The sequence below is a fragment of the Tundrisphaera macrotermitis genome (assembly GCF_051175315.1).
Classification (GTDB): domain Bacteria; phylum Planctomycetota; class Planctomycetia; order Isosphaerales; family Isosphaeraceae; genus Tundrisphaera.
Genome location: NZ_CP195100.1, coordinates 1,637,149 through 1,657,666, shown reverse-complemented (window position 1 = coordinate 1,657,666; position 20,518 = coordinate 1,637,149). Strand labels below are relative to the sequence as shown.

General features: G+C 70.2%; 18 protein-coding genes. 7 read left to right on the top strand and 11 right to left on the bottom strand.

Annotation, left to right across the window (positions count from 1 at the left end; translation table 11 throughout):
* The first annotated feature begins 130 nt into the window (after positions 1–130).
* Positions 131–922 carry a hypothetical protein gene (locus TA3x_RS07045; protein WP_435019657.1) on the top strand — a complete coding sequence of 264 codons (792 nt, stop codon included), beginning with the start codon at positions 131–133 and terminating at the stop codon, positions 920–922.
* On the opposite strand, the gene TA3x_RS07040 is transcribed toward TA3x_RS07045, so the two are convergent.
* On the bottom strand, positions 838–1,209 hold the full coding sequence (locus TA3x_RS07040; RefSeq protein ID WP_435019655.1) for a DNA polymerase ligase N-terminal domain-containing protein: 372 nt from the start codon (positions 1,207–1,209) through the stop codon (positions 838–840). The genes TA3x_RS07045 and TA3x_RS07040 overlap by 85 nt on opposite strands.
* 160 nt (positions 1,210–1,369) lie before the next feature.
* Between TA3x_RS07040 and glnA the strand changes: the two genes are divergently transcribed.
* Positions 1,370–2,782, top strand: a complete 1,413-nt coding sequence (gene glnA / locus TA3x_RS07035; protein ID WP_435019653.1) for a type I glutamate--ammonia ligase — start codon at positions 1,370–1,372, stop codon at positions 2,780–2,782.
* Here glnA and lspA read toward each other — a convergent pair.
* Entirely contained in the window at positions 2,770–3,351 is a 582-nt protein-coding gene (lspA, locus tag TA3x_RS07030) for a signal peptidase II (RefSeq protein ID WP_435019651.1), read from the bottom strand. The genes glnA and lspA overlap by 13 nt on opposite strands.
* Positions 3,348–3,731 (bottom strand): TraR/DksA family transcriptional regulator, encoded by a 384-nt coding sequence (locus tag TA3x_RS07025; RefSeq protein WP_435019649.1) that lies wholly within the window; start codon positions 3,729–3,731, stop codon positions 3,348–3,350. Before TA3x_RS07025 ends, lspA begins: the two co-directional genes overlap by 4 nt.
* A 229-nt stretch (positions 3,732–3,960) precedes the next feature.
* Between TA3x_RS07025 and TA3x_RS07020 the strand changes: the two genes are divergently transcribed.
* The 3 genes from TA3x_RS07020 (at position 3,961) to mqnC (ending at position 6,478) form a co-directional block, all read left to right on the top strand.
* Positions 3,961–4,491, top strand: a complete 531-nt coding sequence (locus TA3x_RS07020) for a DinB family protein (protein ID WP_435019647.1) — start codon at positions 3,961–3,963, stop codon at positions 4,489–4,491.
* 99 nt (positions 4,492–4,590) lie between these two features.
* Entirely contained in the window at positions 4,591–5,442 is an 852-nt protein-coding gene (locus TA3x_RS07015) for a menaquinone biosynthetic enzyme MqnA/MqnD family protein (protein ID WP_435019645.1), read from the top strand.
* Positions 5,378–6,478: a cyclic dehypoxanthinyl futalosine synthase gene (gene mqnC, locus TA3x_RS07010; protein ID WP_435019643.1), complete on the top strand. Its 1,101-nt coding sequence runs from the start codon at positions 5,378–5,380 to the stop codon at positions 6,476–6,478. The genes TA3x_RS07015 and mqnC overlap by 65 nt, the downstream gene beginning before the upstream one ends.
* A 27-nt stretch (positions 6,479–6,505) precedes the next feature.
* Here mqnC and TA3x_RS07005 read toward each other — a convergent pair whose 3' ends face one another.
* Positions 6,506–8,266 carry a hypothetical protein gene (locus TA3x_RS07005; protein WP_435019641.1) on the bottom strand — a complete coding sequence of 587 codons (1,761 nt, stop codon included), beginning with the start codon at positions 8,264–8,266 and terminating at the stop codon, positions 6,506–6,508.
* Between the two features lie 201 nt (positions 8,267–8,467).
* Here TA3x_RS07005 and TA3x_RS07000 point away from each other — a divergent pair, with 201 nt between their 5' ends.
* Positions 8,468–10,651, top strand: coding sequence for a sulfatase-like hydrolase/transferase (locus TA3x_RS07000; RefSeq protein WP_435019639.1), 2,184 nt, complete (start codon positions 8,468–8,470; stop codon positions 10,649–10,651).
* A gap of 34 nt (positions 10,652–10,685) precedes the next feature.
* Here TA3x_RS07000 and def read toward each other — a convergent pair whose 3' ends face one another.
* From def to TA3x_RS06985, 3 genes are all read right to left on the bottom strand, one after another.
* The gene (gene def, locus TA3x_RS06995) at positions 10,686–11,213 is read right to left on the bottom strand and encodes a peptide deformylase (RefSeq protein ID WP_435019637.1); all 528 of its coding nucleotides are present in this window, start codon (positions 11,211–11,213) and stop codon (positions 10,686–10,688) included.
* A gap of 25 nt (positions 11,214–11,238) precedes the next feature.
* Positions 11,239–12,102 (bottom strand): dienelactone hydrolase family protein, encoded by an 864-nt coding sequence (locus TA3x_RS06990; RefSeq protein WP_435019636.1) that lies wholly within the window; start codon positions 12,100–12,102, stop codon positions 11,239–11,241.
* Positions 12,103–12,179: 77 nt separating this feature from the next.
* A complete protein-coding gene (locus TA3x_RS06985; protein WP_435019634.1) occupies positions 12,180–12,521 on the bottom strand; it encodes a rhodanese-like domain-containing protein in 342 nt (113 codons plus the stop codon).
* Between the two features lie 374 nt (positions 12,522–12,895).
* Between TA3x_RS06985 and TA3x_RS06980 the strand changes: the two genes are divergently transcribed.
* Complete coding sequence (locus TA3x_RS06980; RefSeq protein ID WP_435019632.1) at positions 12,896–14,839, top strand: putative bifunctional diguanylate cyclase/phosphodiesterase; 1,944 nt, start codon at positions 12,896–12,898, stop codon at positions 14,837–14,839.
* Positions 14,840–14,933: 94 nt separating this feature from the next.
* On the opposite strand, the gene TA3x_RS06975 is transcribed toward TA3x_RS06980, so the two are convergent.
* From TA3x_RS06975 to TA3x_RS06960, 4 genes are all read right to left on the bottom strand, one after another.
* Positions 14,934–16,187 carry an amidohydrolase family protein gene (locus tag TA3x_RS06975; RefSeq protein ID WP_435019630.1) on the bottom strand — a complete coding sequence of 418 codons (1,254 nt, stop codon included), beginning with the start codon at positions 16,185–16,187 and terminating at the stop codon, positions 14,934–14,936.
* Positions 16,184–18,367, bottom strand: coding sequence for an ABC transporter permease subunit/CPBP intramembrane protease (locus tag TA3x_RS06970; RefSeq protein WP_435019628.1), 2,184 nt, complete (start codon positions 18,365–18,367; stop codon positions 16,184–16,186). The genes TA3x_RS06975 and TA3x_RS06970 overlap by 4 nt, the downstream gene beginning before the upstream one ends.
* Positions 18,367–19,152, bottom strand: coding sequence for an ABC transporter ATP-binding protein (locus TA3x_RS06965; protein WP_435019626.1), 786 nt, complete (start codon positions 19,150–19,152; stop codon positions 18,367–18,369). Before TA3x_RS06965 ends, TA3x_RS06970 begins: the two co-directional genes overlap by 1 nt.
* A gap of 130 nt (positions 19,153–19,282) precedes the next feature.
* Positions 19,283–20,515 carry a beta-ketoacyl-[acyl-carrier-protein] synthase family protein gene (locus TA3x_RS06960; protein ID WP_435019624.1) on the bottom strand — a complete coding sequence of 411 codons (1,233 nt, stop codon included), beginning with the start codon at positions 20,513–20,515 and terminating at the stop codon, positions 19,283–19,285.
* Positions 20,516–20,518: the final 3 nt, after the last annotated feature.

The window sequence follows — 20,518 nt, the reverse complement described above, 5'->3', positions numbered from 1 at the left end:
GCGGTCCCCCTTATCCTCCGACCTTGGCGACCACCCCCGGAGACCCGGCCTCGCACCGCCCGGACGCGACCCCCGACGGCATCGGGACGCGCCCTCATTCCCACCGTCCCCACCGGAAGGCAGGATGACCATGCGCGGCCCGAGCTTGAGGCGGGTGTCCCTGATCGCGGCCATCGTCGCCGTCGTGGTGACCGTCCCGCTGGCGGGGTGGCTGATGTTGACCCACCAGCCCACCTTCTACCGGCGGATGGCCAAGCTGCCCCGCGAGCAGCGCGAGGCCAAGGCCAAGCACTTCGTCGCCAGCAGCCTCCAGCTTCGCAACGACATCGCCAACGAGCTGAACTGGGAGGCCGTCTTCAGCGACCAGGAGGTCAACGCCTGGCTCGCCGAGGACCTGGTCACCTACTTCGCCGACCAGATCCCTCCGGAGGTCCACGAGCCCCGGATCGCCTTCGAGTCCGACCGGGTCACCCTGGCCTTCCAGCTCGATCAGGGGCCGATCCGGTCGGTGATCTGGGTCGTGGCCCGGGCCCGGGTCCCCGAGGACAACGTCCTGGCCCTGACCATCGAGAAGGTCCGCGCCGGCGTGATCCCGATCTCGGTCGATCGCTTCGTCAAGCCGATGACCGACCAGGCCCTCGACCACGGCCTGGACGTCGCCTGGTCCGAGGAAGACGGCCTGCCCGTCGCGCAGATCCGGTTCCGGCCCGAGCAGGCCCGCAGCGACGTGATCCTCGAACGGCTCAAGATCCGCCAGGGCCAGATCCGCCTGTCGGGCCGGTCGGATCGCCCCCGCAAGGAGCTGGCGGCCCCGCGACTGCCCAGCCGCCGCCTGCTTCAGCTCACCTTCCCGAGGCGGAGCAGCCAGCCCCGGCTCGGCGGATCCTCGGCCCGCCGCAAGTCGGCCACGCCGACCAGCTGATCGCCCCGCAGGTCGACGACCACGCGCCCCTCGTCCCAGGCCAGGACGAGGCACTCCCCCCGATCCCAACGCCGGACCGTCCCGCGATCGCCCGAGATCGGCCCTTCATAGTTCAGGTAGATCCGCCGATGGGGCGGGAGTTCCCGCGCCGGGAGGTCGGCGCCGGCGACGATCGGGGCATCGATGGCCCAGGTCCGCAGGGCGTCCCCGTCCTCGATCAGGAAGTCCCAGTGGACTCCTTGGTGGTGGTGTTCCAGGATCGCGAAGCGTCTTGTCGAACCCGGCATGAGCGACCCTCCTTCCCGGCGTGATCGATCCAGATCGGCGAATTATTCGCCGGGATGACGGTCGATCCCTGGTCCATCCCGATCCGACCCCGTAAACTCGATTCTCCACCCGGGGCCGGCCGGTTCCGGCGATCGGCCCGAGACGCGAGGGCTTCGAGCGGTGACACCGAAAGAAGTGTTGGCCCAGATCCGCCAGAGCGAGGTCACCACGGTCGACCTCCGGTTCATGGATTTCCCGGGGGTCTGGCAGCACTTCGCCATCCCGGCCGTCGCCCTGACCGAGGAGACCTTCGAAGAAGGCATCGGCTTCGACGGGTCCAGCGTGGTCGGCTGGCGTGCGATCAACGAGGCCGACCTGCTGGTCGTCCCCCAGTCCGAGACCGCGCTGATCGACCCGTTCACGGCGCGGCCGACGCTGACGATGATCTGCAACATCCAGGACCCGATCACCCAGCAGGATTATACCCGGGACCCGCGCAACATCGCCCGCAAGGCGGTCAGCTACATGCGGAGCACCGGGCTGGCCGAAACCTGCCGGCTGGCCCCCGAGCTGGAGTTCTTCGTCTTCGACGATGCCCGGTTCGACCAGAATGGCCACGAGGCGTACTACCACGTCGATTCGGTCGAGGGGGCCTGGAACCGGGGCAAGGCAAGCCACCCGAACCTGGGGTATAAGGCCGGGTCGGGCCTGGGCTTCTTCCCCTGCCCGCCCACCGACAGCCTGGTCGACCTCCGCGCCGAGATGGCCGGCCGGATGGCCGAATGCGGGATCGACACCGCCGCCCACTACCACGAGGCGGCCACCGGCGGGCAGTCGGAGATCGACCTCCTCCCTCAGTCGCTGGTCGAAGGGGCCGACCAGGTCATGCTGGCCCGGTACATCATCCGCAACGTGGCCCGGATCCACGGCAAGACGGCCACGTTCATGCCCAAGCCCCTGTTCGGCGACAACGGGTCGGGGCTGCACGTCCACTTCTCGCTCTGGAAGGACCAGCAGAACCTGCTGGCCGGCAACGGCTATGCGGGGCTCAGCGACCTGGGCCTGTACGCCATCGGCGGGCTGCTGAAGCACGCGCCGGCCCTGTGCGCGTTCGCCAACCCGACCACCAACAGCTACAAGCGGCTGGTCCCCGGCTTCGAGGCCCCGACCAAGCTGTCCTACAGCCGCCGGAACCGGTCGGCGGTGATCCGCGTCCCGGTCCACAGCCCGAACCCGAAGTCGCGGCGGATCGAGTTCCGCGTGCCGGACGCCGCCGCCAACCCGTACCTGCTCTACTCGGCGATGCTGATGGCGGCGCTGGACGGGATCCAGACCAAGACCCGGCCGGGCGACCCGCTGGACAAGGACATCTACGACCTCCAGCCCGAGGAACTCGCCGACGTCCCGACCACGCCCCGGTCGCTCGACGTGTCGCTGGACGCCCTCCGGGCCGACCACGAGTTCCTGCTCCGGGGCGACGTCTTCACCTCGGATATCCTCGATACCTGGATCTGGTACAAGAGGACGCACGAGGTGGAGGCCCTCCGCGAGCGGCCCCATCCCTATGAGTTCACGCTCTATTACGACGTGTGAGCCACCGTCGAGGCCGATGCCACCTCGGCCTCGGCCGGGGGCGGCTCGGGCCGGAGGGCCAGGAACACCAGGGCCGTCGCCCCGACGACCAGCATGTTGTCCGCGAAGTTGAAGATCGCGCACTCGAAGTTGATCGGGTCGATGTGCAGGTGCACGAAGTCGCGGACGTGGCCCAGCGCCAACCGGTCGTAGCAGTTGCCCAGCGCCCCGGCGGTGATCAGCGCCAGCGCGACCGTCAGCCTCCGGTCGGTGGCGGCCCGGCCCACGAACAGCCAGTAGGCGATCCCGCCCACCGCCAGGATCGACAGCACGGCGAAGATCTTGCTGCTGTAGGGGACCGACCGCATGAACCCCCACAGGGCCCCGGTGTTGTAGCTCGTCTGGAGCTCGATCACGTTGGGGATGACCGTGACGGTCCGGCGTTCGATCGGCTCGCCGACGAGCCGGAAGAAGTAGGTCTTGGTCGCCAGGTCGAACGCGGCGCCGCCCAGCGCGATCGCGAGGAACAGGATGACGTGGCCGCGCGGGACCGGCCGTGGCGCCGGCCCCGGGGTGCTGGCATCGCTCATCCCCGGCTCTCCAGCATGCGGGCGCATTCGATGCAGTGGCGGGTGTAGGGCAACGCCTGGAGCCGGGGCTTGGCGATCGCCTGGTTGCATTCCTCGCACAGCCCGTAGGTCCCCGCGTCGATCCTGCGGAAGGCCGCATTGATCTGTTCGAGGGTCTCCTGCTCGTTCTCGATCAGGCTGAGCGTGAATTCCTGGTCGTAGTTCTCGGTGCCGACGTCCGCCAGGTGGAGCGGGACGTTGGACAGATTGCCCGAGGAATCCGGGGCGTTGCTCAGCGCCTCGTCGGTCATCTGCCGGAGGTCGCCGCGGAGGCGATCCTGGATGGAGAGCAATGTCTGGCGATATGCTTCCAGATCCTCGGGCTTGATCGCGCTGGCCATGACGATGCGGTTCCCCCTGTTTCGTCCGACCGGGCTGGCGACATCGCGGACGCCCGGAGCGACCCCGTCGACCGATCCGGTGTCGGTGATCGTGAAGGCTTCCAGACTACACCGCCCACCCTCCCTCATCCACCCCGAAACGGCACGAAGCCGCCCGGCCCCTCCCCGGTTGCCCGGACGGGCCGCCCCGGTCATGATCGGGCCAAACCGCACGCCGGAGGCCCCCTCGATGATCCAGGACGACCTGCCCACCCTGTTCGCCTACACGCGTTGGGCCGACACGCGAATGCTCGAAACCATCGGGTCGCTCGACCCCGAGCGATACACCCGGGAGCCCGCGCCGGGGTGGTCCTCGGTCCGCGCCACGCTGGTCCACATGGCGTCGGTGGTCTGGGCCTGGTCCAGCCAACTCGACGGGACGACGATCCGGGCCTTCCCCGATGAGGAGTCGCACCCGGCCTTCGAAGACGCCGCCAAGCTGCTGCATGAGGCCTACGACACGTGCGACCGCCTGCTGGCGGCGGCGACCCCTGAGATCCTCGCCTCGATCTGGGAGACCCACGACCCCCGCGGCAACCCGCGCCGGCTCCCGTTCTGGGCCGTCTATCGCCACCTGGCCAACCACCAGACCTACCACCGAGGCCAGCTCGCCTCGAAGCTCAAGCGGCTCGGGGTCGATGCCCCATTCACCGACTTCGTCTTCTATGTCCTGGAGCAGGTCCCCCAGCCCGAAGGCAGCCCGCCGGCGATTCCGCGTTGAGTTTTCCGGGCGTCGGCCTATACTTTCAAAGGGATCTGAAACCAGAGACCGGCCGGAGGCCGGGTCCGCCTGGCCCTGAATCCCGGCCGGAGTGTCGCCATGCCGCCTCGCCTGCGCGTCGGCGCCGTCAGCTACCTGAACGCCAAGCCCCTGTACCACCGGTTCGATCGCTGGGCGCCCGAGGCCGAGCTGACGATGGACCTGCCGAGCCGGCTGGCGAGCCGACTCCATGCCGGGGAATTGGACGTCGCGCTGATCCCGTCGGTCGAGTACCTTCGCGGGGTGGCTTCGGGCTACGAGATCCTGCCCGGTTTCGCGATCGCCGCGAAGGGGGCCGTTCGGAGCGTGAAGCTGTTCAGCCGCGTCCCGTTCGACCGGATCGAGCGGCTGGCGCTGGACGAGGGGTCGCGAACCAGCCAGGCGCTGACGCGGGTCTGGCTCGACGCCCGATACGGGGTGAAGCCGGCCGTGATCGAGACGCTGCCGATGGGCGTCTCCCCCCTGGAAAGCACCGCCGACGCCGTCCTGGCCATCGGCGACCGGGCCATGAAGGTGCCCGATGCCCCGTTCCACGCGGTCGTGGACCTGGCCGAGGCCTGGCGTGACCTGACGGGCCTGCCGTTCGTGTTCGCCCTCTGGGTGGTCCGGCCGGGGGTCGACCTGGGCGACCTGCCCGAGGCCCTGGCCCGGTGCCGCGACGATGGGCTGAGGCATGCCGACGACCTGGCCCGTGAGCATGGGCCGAGGCTCGGCCTGGGCATCCCCGAGTGTTTCGATTACCTGACCCGCGTGCTATCCTATGACCTCGGCGAGCCCGAGATCGCCGGCCTCCGCCGGTTCGCCGGGATGGCCGCCGACCGGGGCCTCGCCCCTCCAGGAGCCGACCTTGTCTTCCACCGTCGCCGCGATCTTGCGCAGGGCCGTCGCGGGGGATCGCCCGACCGTCGATGAGGGCGTGACCCTGCTCCGCGAGGCCGATCTCCTGTCGCTCGGCGAGGCCGCCGACGCGATCTGCAAGAGGCTCCACCCGGAGCCTTACCGCACGTACAACATCGACCGCAACATCAACTACACCAACGTTTGCGCCGCGGTCTGCGACTTCTGCGCGTTCTACCGCAAGGTCGGGGCGACCGACGCCTACGTCCTGGATCGGCCGGTCCTCCTGGACAAGATCCGCGAGACGGTCGAGCTGGGGGGCGAGCAGATCCTGATGCAGGGCGGGCTCCATCCCGAGCTGCCGTTCGACTGGTACCTGGACCTCCTGCGCGACATCAAGGCGCACTATCCCCAGGTCAACATCCACGGGTTCAGCCCGCCGGAGATCCACTTCTTCTCGAAGAAGTTCAAGATGCCGCTCCGCGAGGTCCTGACCCACCTCAAGGAGGCCGGGCTGGGCAGCCTGCCCGGCGGCGGCGGCGAGATCCTGGTGGACCGCGTCCGCAAGGCGATGACCAAGGGGAAGGTCCTGACCGACGACTGGCTCAACGTCCATCGGGTCTGGCACGAACTGGGCGGGATCTCGACGGCCACGATGATGTTCGGCCACATCGAGACCCTGGAGGAGCGGGTCGAGCACCTCGACCGGGTCCGCCAGCTCCAGGACGAGACCGGCGGGCTCACCGCGTTCATCTCCTGGACGTTCCAGCCCGAGCACACGGAGATGGCCCACGTCCCGGCCCACGGGGCCGTCGAGTACCTGCGGACCCAGGCCCTGTCGCGGATCTACCTGGACAACGTCCCCAACATCCAGTCGTCGTGGGTGACCCAGGGGGCCAAGATCGGCCAGCTCGCCCTCTACTTCGGCGCCAACGACATGGGCAGCCTGATGATCGAGGAGAACGTGGTCGCCTCGGCCGGGACGGTCCACCACCTGTCGCTCCAGCAGATCCGCCGGGCGATCACCGAGTCCGGCTACATCCCCCGCCAGCGCAACGTCTTCTACGAGTACATCGACGCCGACCCGTCGGAACTCGCCCTGGCCGTCTGACCGGGGCGAGTCCCGCCGGCATCCGACTCAGCGATCGCCGACGTATCGGAACCGCATCCGACCCTCGGGGGCGACGTCTCCGCTGACGTAGAAGTCCATCACATCCCCCGGCTTCTGGGCATTGTCGACCCACTTGAAGTCGAACCGGACGGGCCAGGTCCCTTCCATCCCCAACGCCTCGCGCGGGATGGACAGGGTCAGGTCGGTGCCATTGGATCGGGCCGGGAGGGTGCCCACCCTGGCCCACGTCCAGCCCCCGGTGTTGCGTTCCAGGACGGGCGCATCGCCTTCGGTGATCCGGCCCGCGATGAAGTCGTAGCCTTCCCAACCGGTCTTCGGATCCTGGTCGGCGTCGATCAGGAGCCAGAGGCCGGGCACGATCGGCTCGCGGGCCCGGGCCAGGAACGAGACGTTGGCGGCGTCGCGGGCGACCTTCATCAGGACGAGATCGTTGCGCCCGGTGCGGTTCACGTAGTGGGTGCCGCCCGCCCCTTCGTGGTCGCGCGGGAGGTTGTCGTTGAGGTCGTCGTCGAAGGCGGGGGCGACGTCGTCCCAGAGGTTCGCCGGGCCGTCGATGGGGATCGTTTTCGGGGCCGAGGCGGCGGGCACCGGCGGGACGCCCTTGTAGCGGCGGACGTTGGCGACGAGCTGGGCATAGTAATTGTCGCCGTGCCCCCCGCGCATCGGCTCGATGTCGCGGCTGAACTCCTGGTCGTACTGGTCCACGAAGTCGATCCGCCCGCGCTTGCCGAACCGGCCGGCGATCCACTCGTTCCAGCCGGTCACCATCACGAACGGGGGATCGAGTTCGAAGGCACGCTTCCATTGCTCCTGGACGTTGTATCCGTGCAGGACGGCCCCGGGGGTTCGGTCCTGGACGCCGTCGTGGAAGCTCCGTCCGCGGGCGTCTCCGTTGCTCATGTTCGTGACCTTGCCGTCCGACGCCCGGAGGTTCTGCGCCGTCGAGACGACCACCTGCTCGGCCTTCTTCGGGTCATCCGTGTAGCCGTAGGGCTGCGGGTAGGTCGCCTCCCAGTGCCAGGCGTCCTTGGTGTCCTCCATCGTGAACGGCCAGTGGGCCCGGCGGAGCGTGAAGAAATCCCGGACCTCCGGGCTCGCCTCCTTGGGGTCGCAGATCAGGAGCGGCTTGCCCTGCCATTGGAACCAGAGGTCCCGGAACCGGCCGGGCTGGTACAGGTCCTTGTAGAGATTCTGGGCGGTCTCGCCGGCCCGGGTGTTCACCATGAAGGCGAACGACGGCGTCCGCCCGCCTTCCTGGCGGATCGCGGTGAAGACCTCGCCGATCCTGGTGTAGACCTCGGGGTAGGTCACGACGTTGGTAGTGTCGAAGATCAGGGTGTCGACGCCGGCATCGACCAAAAGCCGGGCATGGCGGCGGATCACCCAGGGGTCGTCGGCCAGGTAGTAGCCGTAGAGCGGCTCGCCCCAGTAGTGATACAGCCCGAACGGGCCCCAGAGCGGCGACTCGGGGTGCTTGAGGGCGTCCGGGTCCCTGGCCAGGATCTTGGCGATGTCGTACGGGCCGCCGTCGGGGCTGGCCCCGCCCCGGTTGTTGTGCCAGAGGAAGTAGAAGATCCCGACGAAGCGGTCTCCGCGCGGGGCCGGGACCTTGCCGGCCATCGGCGCCGATCGGCCCAGGGCGTCGGTCAGGGGCCAGGGGGCGGTCGTCAGCGACGGCGCGGACGACTGGGCCGATGAGGTCGCGGCGAACAGACCGGCCGCGAGGAGGATCAATCCCCCGGTCCGGATCCCGTGAAACGAAGGCATGAAGCTGGCTCGCTGGTGACCGATCGGGCCTCGCCGCCCCTCCCCGGAGGGGGGCCCGCGGGCCCGGAACGCCCCGATCGTACCGGCCTGGGGATCGACCGGGAAGCGAGCGGGGCCCTTGCATCGCCGGGCCGCTCGCCGATACTGGGTCGAATCCACGCCCCATGAACACGATCCCGATCGTCCCGGAGACCTCGCCCGATGCGGCTCGCCTTCCCACGGATCGTCCTCGCCAGCCTGGCGGCCTTCGGGCTCGCCGGGCACCAGGCCCGAGCGGCCGAATCCCGGCCCAACATCGTCCTCATCATGAGCGACGACATGGGTTTCTCCGACCTCGGCTGCTATGGCGGGGAGATCGAGACCCCGAACCTCGACGCCCTGGCCGGCAAGGGGGTGCGGTTCACCCAGTTCTACAACACCGCCCGCTGCTGCCCGACCCGCGCGTCGCTGCTCACCGGCCTGTATCCCCACCAGGCCGGCATCGGCCACATGACCAACGACCGGGGCTTCGACGGGTATCGCGGCGTGCTGAACCGGCAGTCGGTGACGATCGCCGAGGCCCTCCGGCCGGCCGGCTATCGCACCTACATGTGCGGCAAGTGGCACGTCACCCGGTTCATGGGGCCGGACGGCGACCGCGCCACCTGGCCACTGGGCCGCGGGTTCGAGAAGTTCTACGGCACGATCGCCGGCGCCGGCAACTACTTCGACCCCGGCACGCTCACCCGGCAGGACAGGCCGATCACCATCGCCAACGACCCCGAGTACAAGCCCGAGTCGTACTACTACACCGATGCCCTGTCCGACAACGCGGTCAAGTACATCGGGGAGCACCAGGCGGAATCGCCCGACAAGCCGTTCTTCCTCTACCTCGCCTACACCGCGGCCCACTGGCCGATGCAGGCCCCGGAGGCGGCCATCGCCAGGTACAAGGGCCGGTTCGACGCCGGTTTCGAGGTGGGACGCGCGGCCCGCATCGAGAAGATGAAGGCCATGGGCCTGATCCCGCCGGGCACCGAGCTTTCGCCCGGCACCGAAACCTGGGCCGACGTCAAGGATAAGGCGTGGGAGGCCCGCTGCAAGGAGGTCTACGCCGCCATGATCACGACCATGGACGCCGGCATCGGCCGGATCGTGGCCGAGTTGAAGGCGAAGGGCCAGTACGATAACACCGTGATCCTGTTCCTCCAGGACAACGGCGCCTGCGCCGAGACCACCGGACGGATCAAGGAGGCGGAGCCGGCCCCGGCCAACCTCCGTCCGCTGCGGCCCGACGAACTCCAGCCCAAGACCGCCCCGCCGATGCAGACCCGCGACGGCCGCTGGATCCGCACCGGCCCCGGCGTGATGCCCGGCCCGGCCGACACCTACCTGGCCTACGGCCGCGACTGGGCCAACGTCAGCAACACGCCGTTCCGCGAGTACAAGCACTGGACCCACGAAGGCGGGATCTCCACCCCCCTGATCGCCCACTGGCCGGCCGGGATCAAGCCGGAGCGGGCCGGGCAGTTCGAGCGGCAACCGGGGCACCTGATCGACATCATGGCCACCTGCGTCGACCTGTCCGGCGCCACCTATCCCGCCGAGTTCGGCGGCCAGGCCATCAAGCCCCGCGAAGGGGTGAGCCTCCGCCCGGCCTTCGCCGGGGAGTCGCTGAACCGCCCGCAGCCGATCTTCTGGGAGCACGAGAGCAACCGCGCCGTCCGAGACGGCCGCTGGAAGCTGGTGGCCAAGGCGGGCGAGCCCTGGGAACTGTATGACATCGACGCCGACCGGGCCGAGATGCACGACCTGGCCTCGGCCCAGCCGGAACGGGTCAAGGCGATGGCCGCCCAGTGGGATGCCTACGCCGCCCGCGCCAACGTCCTGCCCCTGGGGGCCTGGCGGGAGAAGGAGGGGGCGCAGACCGCGGGCAGCCCCGCCTCCCGGTTCACGCTCCACCAGGGCGACCACCTCCCCGCGCCCCGGGCGCCGGGCCTGGTCGGGCATGCCTTCACGGTCGAGGCGAAATTCCGCACGGCCGAAGGGAAGACCGAGGGCGTGATCGTCGCCCAGGGCGGCACCGCGGCCGGGTTTACCCTGTTCGTCCAGGGAGATCGGCCCCGCTTCCTGCTCCGTTCCGGCGACGGCGTGGCGCGTGCCGTCGGGCCCAAACTCACGCCCGGCGAGCACACCGCGGTCGCCCGGGTCGACGCCGACGGCTCGGTCACGCTGGCCATCGACGGCGGCCCGGCCGCCGGGCCGGCCAAGGGCAGCCTCCTGGCCCGGATGCCCAAGGACGGCCTGGAAGTGGGCAGCGACGAGAACGGGGCCGTCGGCCCCTACGAGTCCCCGTTCCCATTCACCGGCAAGGTCGAATCGGTGGTGATCGAAGTCGTCAAGTAAACGACGCGGCGGGTCGCCGGCTGTTCGATCCCGATCAGCCGGCGACCATCTTGCGGTATTCCTTCTCGGTGATGATGTCCCGGTTGGACGCCAGCCGGTCCAGGAAGACGATCCCGCGGAGGTGATCGTCCTCGTGCTGGAAGACCCGGGCCGGGAAGTCGACGAACTCGCGCTCGACGACCTCTCCGTCCAGGGTCTGATACCGGGCCACGATCCGCCGCGGCCGGGGCACCAGCCCCCGGATGCCGGGGATGCTCAGGCAGCCTTCCCAGCCCGCGACGATCTCGTCGGACCGCTCGATGATCTCGGGGTTGAGCACGATGGTCGGCTCCATCGTCGGGGCGTCGGGATAGCGGGGGTTGGGCCGGGTGGCGACGATGAAGATCCGGTCCGAGCGATAGACCTGGGGCGCGGCGATCCCCACGCCTTGGCTCCGTTCCATGGTCGCCATCAGGTCGGCCGCGAACGCCCGCAGCGAGTCGTCGGCCGGCGCGGCGACCGGGCCGGTCGGGGCCCGGAGGACCGGCTCGCCCAACTCGGCGATTTCCAGGAAGTTCGGCATCGGGCGAGGATCTCCGCGTCGGGGGTCAGGCCACGCCGTGATCCTTGAACCAGGCGAGCATCCGCTTCCAGCCGTCCTCGGCCTCGGGCTTGCGATAGCTGGGACGGTAGTCGGCGTTGAAGGCGTGCGGGGCGTTGGGGTAGACGTGGATCTCGGCCGTCTTGCCCGCGGCCTTCAGGGCCTCGCGCATCTGCTCGACGGTGGCGACCGGGATGCCGCCGTCGGCCTCGCCGTAGAGCCCGAGGATCGGCGCCTTGATCTGGGCGGCCACGTCGATCGGGTGCTTGGGCTGGAGCGGCGTGGTCGGGCTGACCAGCTTGCCGTACCAGGCGACGCCCGCCTTCAGCTCGGGGTTGTGGGCCGCGTAGAGCCACACGATCCGGCCGCCCCAGCAGAAGCCGGTGATCGCCAGCTTCGCCGCGTCGGCCTTGCCCGTCTTCTTGACGTAGGCGACCGTTGCGTCGATGTCGGACATGACCTGGGCGTCCGGGACCTTGGAGACGACCTCGGAGATCAGCTTGGGGATGTCGGTGTAGCCGGACACATCCCCCTGGCGGGCGAACAACTCGGGGGCGATGGCCAGGTAGCCGGCCTTGGCCAGGCGGCGGCACAGATCCTTGATATGCTCGTGGACGCCCCAGACTTCCTGAATCACCAGGACGACCGGGAAGTTCTCCCCCATCGCGGGCATGGCCCGGTAGGCGGGGATGGTGCCGTTGGCGACCGGGATCTTGACCTCCCCCGCCTCCAGCCCCTGGGCGTCGGTGGTGATGGTCTCGGCGGAGACCGGCTGGACCGACAGGGCGAAGCCGGCGGCCAGGGTGGTCATCACGAAGCCGCGGCGGGTCAGCTCGGCGGCGGGCAGCAGGCTCAACAGGTCGTCGTTCATGGAGTCCGTCTCGCGGGGGTTGGGCTGGGCTCATCCGGCGGGCGTGGGGCCTGCGGGCCATCATAACCGGTCGCCGGTCAACCTTCCTGCTTCTCCTCGACCGGGTGACCCGAGTCGGCCCAGGCTTCGAAGCCGCCTTCCAGGGCGTGGACGGCTTCCCAGCCGTGGGCGAGCAGCCGATCGGCGATCGCCGGCGCCGCCTCGGCCCGGGCCTTCGAGCCGTAGACGACGATCGGGCGGCCGTGGGGGATGCGGGCCAGGCTGGGCTCGACCCGGTCGGGCGGGACCCGGATCGCCGCGGGAAGGATCATCTCCGATGCGTCCCACTCCTCCGGCTCGCGGACGTCGAGGAAGGCGACCTCCTGGCCGTCGCGGAGCATCTGCTTCACCTCGTCCGGCGTGACGCTCTTCGGACCCATGCGTGGCCCCCGTCGTAAGGATGCGTCCAGAATGGGAGATGATCGCGCTTCGAGCGATGGCCGGGCCGATCCCTCGGGGGCCGGACCCTCCATCGCCCGGCGCGAGGCCGGAGTCCGCCCGGCCATGATCGGCGAGCCGAAGCGAGGATGCAAGGCGGCGCCGCGAACGGGGGTGGCGGCTCCGGCCATGCGAGGCGGTTCTCGGGCTCATCCCTCGACGCCTCGGCCCCGCAGGGGGATCGCCGCGCCCCGGGACGACCGGCCGGGCCGCGAGGGTCAATCCCCATGGGATCGCCGATAAACCCCACCCCCTCCGGCCGAATCACAACCTATGCTCAAACGAGAGCGGTGATGCGACCGCGCGGATGGCGGCGATGATCCTGGAATGGTGGACGCCGATGAAGCTGGATCGTGGAGTGGGGCGTGTCATCCCACCACCGGCCGCGGGATCTCCCGGACGGGAGGGGGTCGATCGGGGCGAGATCGGGGAGGCGCCGAGGGCCGAGGAACCCGCGTCCTGCAGGGCCGAGCGAGAGCTGGAGACATCCAGGAGGCTCTACCACTCGCTCGTCGAGCACGTCCCCTACACCATCTTCCGGAAAGACCTGGACGGCCGCTACACCTTCGGGAATCGGCGTTATTGCGACCTCCACGGCACGGACCTGGAAGGGCTGATCGGCAAGACCGACTTCGACCTCTACCCGGCCGATCTCGCCTGCAAATACCGCGATGACGACCGCCGCACGATCGAGAGTCGCGAGCCGCTGGACATCGAGGAGGAGCACCTGGATCCGCGCCTGCCGGGGGGGCGGCGGTTCGTCCACACCATCAAGTGCCCGACGTACGATGCCGACGGGAGGCCGTCCGGCATCCAGGGGATGTTCGCCGACATCACCGAACGCCGGCTGTCGCACGAACGGCTGGAGTTCCAGGCGACCCACGACCCCCTGACCGGCCTCGCCAACCGGGACCTGTTCTGCCGCCGGCTCGATGAGGCGATCCGCGCGGCGGAGGCGGGCCGGCAGACGCTCGCCGTGATGCTCATCGACCTCGACCAGTTCAAGGAGATCAACGACACCTTCGGGCACCACTGCGGCGACCATGTCCTGCAGTGCGTCGGGCGGCGATTCGGGTCATCCATGAGGCCGGGCGACACCCTGGCCCGCCTCGGAGGCGACGAGTTCGGCGTCGTCTTGCCCGGATGCAAGCCCGATCATGCGGCCCGGATCGCCGGGCGGCTGATCCGATGCCTCCACGGCCCGATCGATCTCGACAGGCACCGATTCGGGGTCGGCGCCAGCATCGGCATCGCGATCTATCCCGAGCACGGGGCGGACGGGGTCACGCTCCTCCGCCACGCCGACATCGCGATGTATGCCGCCAAGCGGGGCCAGGTCGGGCCGACCTTCTTCGCCCCCGGGCAGTCGAACGCCACCCCCGGGAAACTGGCCCTGGGCACCGACCTCCGCGACGCCGTCGGGACCGACCAGTTCGTCCTCCACTACCAGCCCAAGATCGACCTGCTCACGGGCCGGCCCTGCGGCGCGGAGGCGTTGATGAGGTGGCAGCACCCTCGGCTCGGGCTGATCGCCCCGGGGCAATTCATCCCCATGGCCGAGCAGATGGGCTACATCGCGAAGCTGGACCTCTGGGCGATCGTCGCCGTCCTGAAGGACGCGGGAGACCTGGGCTGGGCCGGAGAAGCCTGCAAGATCGCCGTCAATCTGTCGGCCTCGTCGCTCCAGGACGCCAGGATCGTGGACCGCATCATCGAGATCGTCGAGACGGCGGGGCAGCCCCCCGAACGCCTCCAGATCGAGGTGACCGAGAGCGCCATGATGACGAACCCGGGCCAGGCCCGGGCGTCGCTGTACCGGCTCCACGAGATGGGCATGACGGTCGCCATCGACGATTTCGGCACCGGCTACTCCTCGCTGGCTTACCTCAAGAACCTCCCGGTCGACGAGGTGAAGATCGACCAGTCGTTCGTCCGCGAGATGGCCAGCCTGGACAGCGACGCCTGCATCGTCCGCGCCGTCGTCGACCTGGGCCACAACCTCGGGCTCCGCGTGACCGCCGAGGGGGTCGAGGACGCCGCGACCCTCGCGATCCTCTCGGAATTGGGGTGCGACTTCGTGCAGGGATACCACCTCGGTCGGCCGGTCGGCACCGGCGAGTTCCGATCATGGCTCGCCTCGAAGCCCTCGTTCCCGGCCCGACGCGAGTCCGGCCGGGGTGCGGCCACCTCCCATGTGGTGCGCCGAAGGCACTCGCCGAGCCGCGCGGATGCCGGGGCCGGCGGGAGATCGCGCGTGTGAGCCGGGGCGGCCTCGCGGCGACGGGGCCCGTCCGCACGGGTGCCGCTCCCGGCCACCGATCCGGGGCCGCGGACAGCCCCGGGGCACCGGCCGATCAGGCCCAGGGGCCGGAGGCCCAACTCCCCTCGAACATGGTGGCCAGCACCGGGGCATCGGTCTTGAGCAGGAGGCGATACGGATCGATGTCGGAGCCCGAGGGCAGCGGGATCACGGCGAGGTCGGCCGACTTGCCCGGTGCGAGGCTGCCGGCGATGTCGTCGAGGCGCAGGGCCCAGGCGCCGAACAGGGTGGCCATGGTCAGCAGCAATTCGCCCGAGAGGGTCGGGTCCCGGCGGAACAGGAAGCGGATCTCGTCGAGGATCGACAGCGAGGGGGTCGACGCCAGGCTGTCCGTCCCCAGGCAGACCACGATCCCCCGTTCCAGCATGGAGCGGAACGGGTGGGGGGCATGGCCGAATCGGGCGTGGGTCCGGGGGCAATAGGCGACCGCCACCCTCTGCCCCTCGGGGGCGGCGCCGGGGCGGAGCTGCCAGTACTCCGACGGGTCGAAGTAGGTGCCGTGGGCCACGATCCAGTCGGAATGGCGGAGGTCCCCCCGGCGGATGTAGTCGGCGGGCCGGGGCCCGATCGGGTCCCAGGCGTCGTCCCAGGCGCCCAGCCCTTCGAGGAAGGTGCGGAGCCGGCCCGACCGGGTGCCGAGCAACTCGGCCTCCTCGGGAAGTTCGGCCAGGTGGGTCGACAGCGGCAGCTTGCTCGCCGCGGCGCGGTGGTAGAGCCATCCCGCCGTGCTGTAGGGGGCGTGCGGGCTGAGCCCGGGGCGGATCTTCCGGCCGGGGTCGTCGTCGCGGACCAGCGCCAGCCAGTCGAAGGCGGCCTCGCTGGTCTGGAGCCCGCGCATCCGGTTGAGGCCGATGATCTCGGCGAAGACGATCCCGCGCATCGGCGCGGCGGCGATCGCCTCCCAGCTCTGGCCCACGGTCGACGTGTCGGCGATCGCCGTGACCCCGGCCGTGACGCTGGCCGCGACGTTGGCGGCGATCACTTTCGGGCCCGGGGCGATGGTCCCGTCCCGACGTCCGGCGACCACGCGGGCCAGCCAGTCGATCTCGTCTTCGGGCCCGCCACCGGCGGGCGCCGGGACCGGGCCGAGTTCCAGGTGTGTGTGGGCGTTCACGAACCCGGGAACGATGGCCGAGTCGCCAAGGTCGAGGTCGGCCGTCCCGCCCTTCGGGGCCGGGCCGACGTGCGCGATCCGCCCCCCGGCGATCACGACCTGGCCGTTGCGGATCGGCGGGGCGGAGACCGGGAAGACCCAGCGGGCGCGGAGGCTGAGTGGCCGCTCGTTCATCCCAACTCCTCGACGCCGGCCGGGTCCTTGGCCGGCCCGCTCCGCATCAGGATCCGAAGCAGGACGGCCGAGATGACCCCGCCCGCCACGACGACCGGCCACTGGTACAGGGCCTCGTCGCGGTCCCGGAACAGCCAGCCCGTGGCCCGGGCGATGGCGGGGTTGCGCCCGGCCTCCTGGATCAGGATCGCCTGGGCGTTGTTGAGGAAATGGAACAGGATCCCCGGCCAGAGGCTCCGGGTCCGGACCGCCATCAGCCCCAGGACCAGCCCGAGCAGTGTCGCCGTGAACAGCTGCTGGAACAGGCTCATCAGGACGTGGAGGAAGCCGAACAGGAAGCTCGACAGGAGGATGGCCGTCCGGGTGTCGTAGCTCTTCTCCAGGCCGGCCAGGATGAAGCCGCGGAAGGCGAATTCCTCGGAGATCGCCGGCAGGATCGCGAAGATCAGGAGCGCCACCCAGAGGTTGGGCACCTGCTTGGCGAGGTCGGCGAACAGGTTGCGGACGGTCTCCGTCGCCGGGAACAGGAACTCGACGTAGTGCGCCAGCTCCCGCACCGCCGGGTTGATCGCCAGGGCCAGCCCGGCGGCCAGCAGGAGGTCGCGCCCGGTCGGCATCCGGAGCCGCAGGGCCGCGCCGGGCCGGGAGCAGAAGATCACCGTCAGCAGCACCGGGACGCCCAGGATCACCCCGACGTGGACCGTCGCCATGCTCACCAGCCCCTCGGCCGACTCGGGCAGGCGGAGCATCGCGAACAGCCGGGGCAGGAGCAGGCCCGAGAACCACGTCATGCTGAGGATCAGGGCGAAGCCGAACGCCGCCAGGCTCGGGCCGGGGGTGGCGCTCTTGTCGTGCATCCGGAACCGGAGCCAGCCCCGGAGGTCGAACACCTCGGCCTCGCGGAACACGACTTCCTCGCGGTTGAACTGGTCCACGGCCCACCGCAGCGCGAGCAGGGCGTAGATGATCGTGGGCACCAGCACGGGAACGAAGAACTGCCGGGCCACGCCGTAATCCCCGACGATCAAAGCCTTCAGCAGCAGCGCCACCCCGGTGATCGGCACGACGCTGTAGAACAGGTCGAGCGAGATCTCCGGCGCCAGCGTGATCAGGGTCAGCGGGAACGTGACCAGATAGAGGGGGGTCATGTAGTACTGCCCCTCCTTCATGCTCCGGGCCAGCACCGCCAGCGCCACGCAGATGGCGCTGAAGAAGCCGGACAGGGGGATCAGGAGCAGCAGCATCCACAGGTACGCGGACGAGGCCGGCGGGGTGATCGCCGTGACCAGGCGCGCATTGCCCATCCCCCCCACCGACGCGGCGAGCTGGATGCCGGTGAGGCCCATGCTCGCCAGGTTCAGGACGGCGGTGGTCACGCTGGCCAGCATCACCGTGAAGAACTTGCCCAGGACGATCTCGCCCCGGCTGGCCGGGCTGATCAGCAGGGTTTCCATGGTCCCCCGCTCCTTCTCCCCGGCGCACAGGTCGACGGCCGGGTAGAACGCCCCGGTCAGGGCCATCAACACCAGGAGGAAGGGGAACATCCGGCCCCACAGGCTGCCGCCGGCCTCGTTGGCCGGGGCCACGTCCTCGGTGGCCACGCGGACCGGCTCGGTGTAGCCGGGCGGCTTCTGGTCGCGTTCCAGGCGCCCCTTGACGATCAGGTCGCGCCACCGCTCCAGGACGTCGCGAACCCGCCGGCCGGTGATCTCGCTCGGCTCGTCGGTGCTGTCGAACAGCACCGGGATATCGGCCGTGCCCGACTCCGCCAGTTGGGTGACCACGTCGGCCGGGATGATGACCACGGCGTCGGCCAGCCCGCCCCGGATCGCCTCGCGGGCCGTCCCGGGCCTGTCCAGATCCTTGACCCCCTCGATCCCCAATTCGACGCGGAGCCGGCCCGCGTCCGAGGGGCGGTCGAAGAACGATTCGAGGAAGCGGTCCCGCGTCGGGTTCAGCAGCGGAGGTGCCGGCGGGAGGTGCTCCGAGCCGACCAGGACCACGGTCCGGGGCTTCTGCTCGAAGGTCGCCGCCAGCTGGGCCATGCCGATCCCGAGGATTGGGTAGAGCAGGATCGGCAGGGCGAAGACCATGAACAGGGTGCGGCGGTCGCGGAACTGGTCGCGGACCTCGCGGCGGAAGATCACGCCGACGTTGGACCAACGGATCTTGCCGCCCATCAGGCATCCCCCCAGTTGGCGGCCTCGACCGCGCCGTCGCCCCGCGCGGCCTCGGCCCGCTCGACCAGGTGGAAGAACAGTTCCTCGAGGTCTGGCTGCTCGAACCGGGCGAGCAGGTCGGCCGGGGTCCCCTCGGCCTGGACCCGCCCCTTGTGGATGATCGCCACCTCCGAGCAGAGTTTTTCGACCTCGTGCATGGCGTGGGTCGAGAAGATGATCGTCTTCCCCTGGTCGCGCAGCTCGGCGATCTTCAGCAGCACGGCGCGGGCCACCAGGACGTCGAGCCCCGAGGTCGGCTCGTCGAAGATCAGCACGGGCGGGTCGTGCACGACCGTCCGGGCGATCGACACCTTCTGCTTCATGCCGGTCGACATCTTCGACCCGAGCGTGTCGCGGAAGTCGTTCATCTGGAGCCAGTCGAAGATCGTCTCCATCCGCTCGCGGAGGTGGGCCGGGGCCATCCCATACAGGCGGCCGAAGTACTCGACCAGCTCCCAGGCCGTCATCCGGTCGTAGATCCCGGTGCTGGCCGACATGTAGCCGATCCGCGACCGCACCGCCTCGGGCTCGGTGGCGACGTCGTGCCCGGCGATGATCGCCCGGCCGCCGGTCGGCTTGAGCACGGTGCTGAGGATCCGCAACGTCGTGGTCTTGCCCGCCCCGTTCGGCCCGAGCAGCCCGAAGATGGCCCCCGGCCGGCACGCGAAGCTCACGTCCGCCACGGCCGAGACCCACCCGCGTCGGTAGTCCCGGAACGACTTCGAAAGGTGTTCGACCTGGATCAAGCGACGACTCGGCGCGAAGAAGTGACCGCCCCACGCGCCGACGACCGCGGCGCGGGTTCCATGCCATCCATCATGGGTCGCACAACCTCCGCATGCAACACCCACGCCCCGATTCAGGTTCGGGGCGACGTCAACCCTCGACCCGCCGGAGCACCGCGACGGCGAGGTGGCCGCCGAAGCCGAGAGAGAGCTTGAGGGCGGCCCGGATCGGCAACGACCGGCCGGCGCCGGGGGTGCCGTCGAGGTCGCAGGCCGGGTCCGGGTGGTCGAGGTTGAGCGTCGGCGGGGCGAAGCCGTCGCGGACCGAGAGCGCCGCCAGGGCCAACTCGGCCGAGCCGGCCGCGCCCAGCAGGTGGCCGATCTGCGGCTTGCTCGCCGAGCAGGCCACGCGGTCGGCGTGGGGGCCCAGGGCCAGGCGGAGGGCGCGGCATTCCAAAGGGTCGTTGATCGCCGTGGCGGTGCCGTGGACGTGGGCGGCGTCGATCTCCGAGGGGTCGACCCGGGCATCGCGCAGGGCGCGGCGGATCACCCCGGCAAGGTTGGCGGGGTCGGGGTCCAGGGCCGTCTCATGGTGGGCGTCGGCCCCCAGGGCGCCGCCGGCGACCTCGGCATAGGGGACGACGCCCCGCCGACGGGCCGAGTCGAGCCGCTCCAGGACCAGGATCGCCCCCCCCTCCCCGACCAGGAACCCGGAGCGGTCGCGGTCCCAGGGGCGGATGGCCGAGGACGGGTCGCCGTCGATGCGGGCCAGGGCCTTCATCTTGCGGAACGCACCCAGGACGATCGGTTCGATCGACGCATCGGCTCCGCCGGCCAGGGCGATGTCGCACGCCCCCCGGCGGAGGAGGTCGGCCGCCTGCAGGACGGCCACCAGCCCCGTGGCACACGCGGCGACCGGGCCGACGCACGGACCGCCGAAGCCGAGGCGATGGGCCACCCGGCTCGCCCCGGCCCCCGGCCAGGAATCGGACCAGGCGCGGGCCATCGCGGCGTCGTCGGACGAGCCCGCGCGGATCATCTCGTGGAGCCGGGCCAGGCTCCGCACGCCCCCCTTGCTGAGGCCGATCAGGGCCGCGGCGCGGTCGGGGTCGAACCGCGGATCGGCCCCATCGAATCCGGCGTCGGCCAGGGCCTCGTCGGCCAGGAGGTCGAGCAAACGGTGGGCGGGGTCGAGGTCGAGGGCGGTCGGGGTGGGCCAAGCGATCGGGTAGCCGGCGTGCCCGGGGTCGAACCCCGGGCCTTCGATCCAGGCGGCCCCGGATCGCCCGGCGTGGATGGCGGCCCAGGTCGCGTCGCGGCCCAGGCCCAGGGCGGTGGCGAGGCCGATGCCGGTGATCACCACCGCCCGATCAGGATCGGTCATGGG

Coding starts and splice junctions, on each gene's coding strand:
- TA3x_RS07045 (WP_435019657.1), top strand. CDS start 131: ATGCGCGGCCCGAGCTTGAGGCGGGTGTCCCTGATCGCGGCCATCGTC.
- TA3x_RS07040 (WP_435019655.1), bottom strand. CDS start 1,209: ATGCCGGGTTCGACAAGACGCTTCGCGATCCTGGAACACCACCACCAA.
- lspA (WP_435019651.1), bottom strand. CDS start 3,351: ATGAGCGATGCCAGCACCCCGGGGCCGGCGCCACGGCCGGTCCCGCGC.
- TA3x_RS07025 (WP_435019649.1), bottom strand. CDS start 3,731: ATGGCCAGCGCGATCAAGCCCGAGGATCTGGAAGCATATCGCCAGACA.
- TA3x_RS07020 (WP_435019647.1), top strand. CDS start 3,961: ATGATCCAGGACGACCTGCCCACCCTGTTCGCCTACACGCGTTGGGCC.
- TA3x_RS07015 (WP_435019645.1), top strand. CDS start 4,591: ATGCCGCCTCGCCTGCGCGTCGGCGCCGTCAGCTACCTGAACGCCAAG.
- TA3x_RS07005 (WP_435019641.1), bottom strand. CDS start 8,266: ATGCCTTCGTTTCACGGGATCCGGACCGGGGGATTGATCCTCCTCGCG.
- TA3x_RS07000 (WP_435019639.1), top strand. CDS start 8,468: ATGCGGCTCGCCTTCCCACGGATCGTCCTCGCCAGCCTGGCGGCCTTC.
- def (WP_435019637.1), bottom strand. CDS start 11,213: ATGCCGAACTTCCTGGAAATCGCCGAGTTGGGCGAGCCGGTCCTCCGG.
- TA3x_RS06990 (WP_435019636.1), bottom strand. CDS start 12,102: ATGAACGACGACCTGTTGAGCCTGCTGCCCGCCGCCGAGCTGACCCGC.
- TA3x_RS06985 (WP_435019634.1), bottom strand. CDS start 12,521: ATGGGTCCGAAGAGCGTCACGCCGGACGAGGTGAAGCAGATGCTCCGC.
- TA3x_RS06980 (WP_435019632.1), top strand. CDS start 12,896: ATGATCCTGGAATGGTGGACGCCGATGAAGCTGGATCGTGGAGTGGGG.
- TA3x_RS06975 (WP_435019630.1), bottom strand. CDS start 16,187: ATGAACGAGCGGCCACTCAGCCTCCGCGCCCGCTGGGTCTTCCCGGTC.
- TA3x_RS06970 (WP_435019628.1), bottom strand. CDS start 18,367: ATGGGCGGCAAGATCCGTTGGTCCAACGTCGGCGTGATCTTCCGCCGC.
- TA3x_RS06960 (WP_435019624.1), bottom strand. CDS start 20,515: ATGACCGATCCTGATCGGGCGGTGGTGATCACCGGCATCGGCCTCGCC.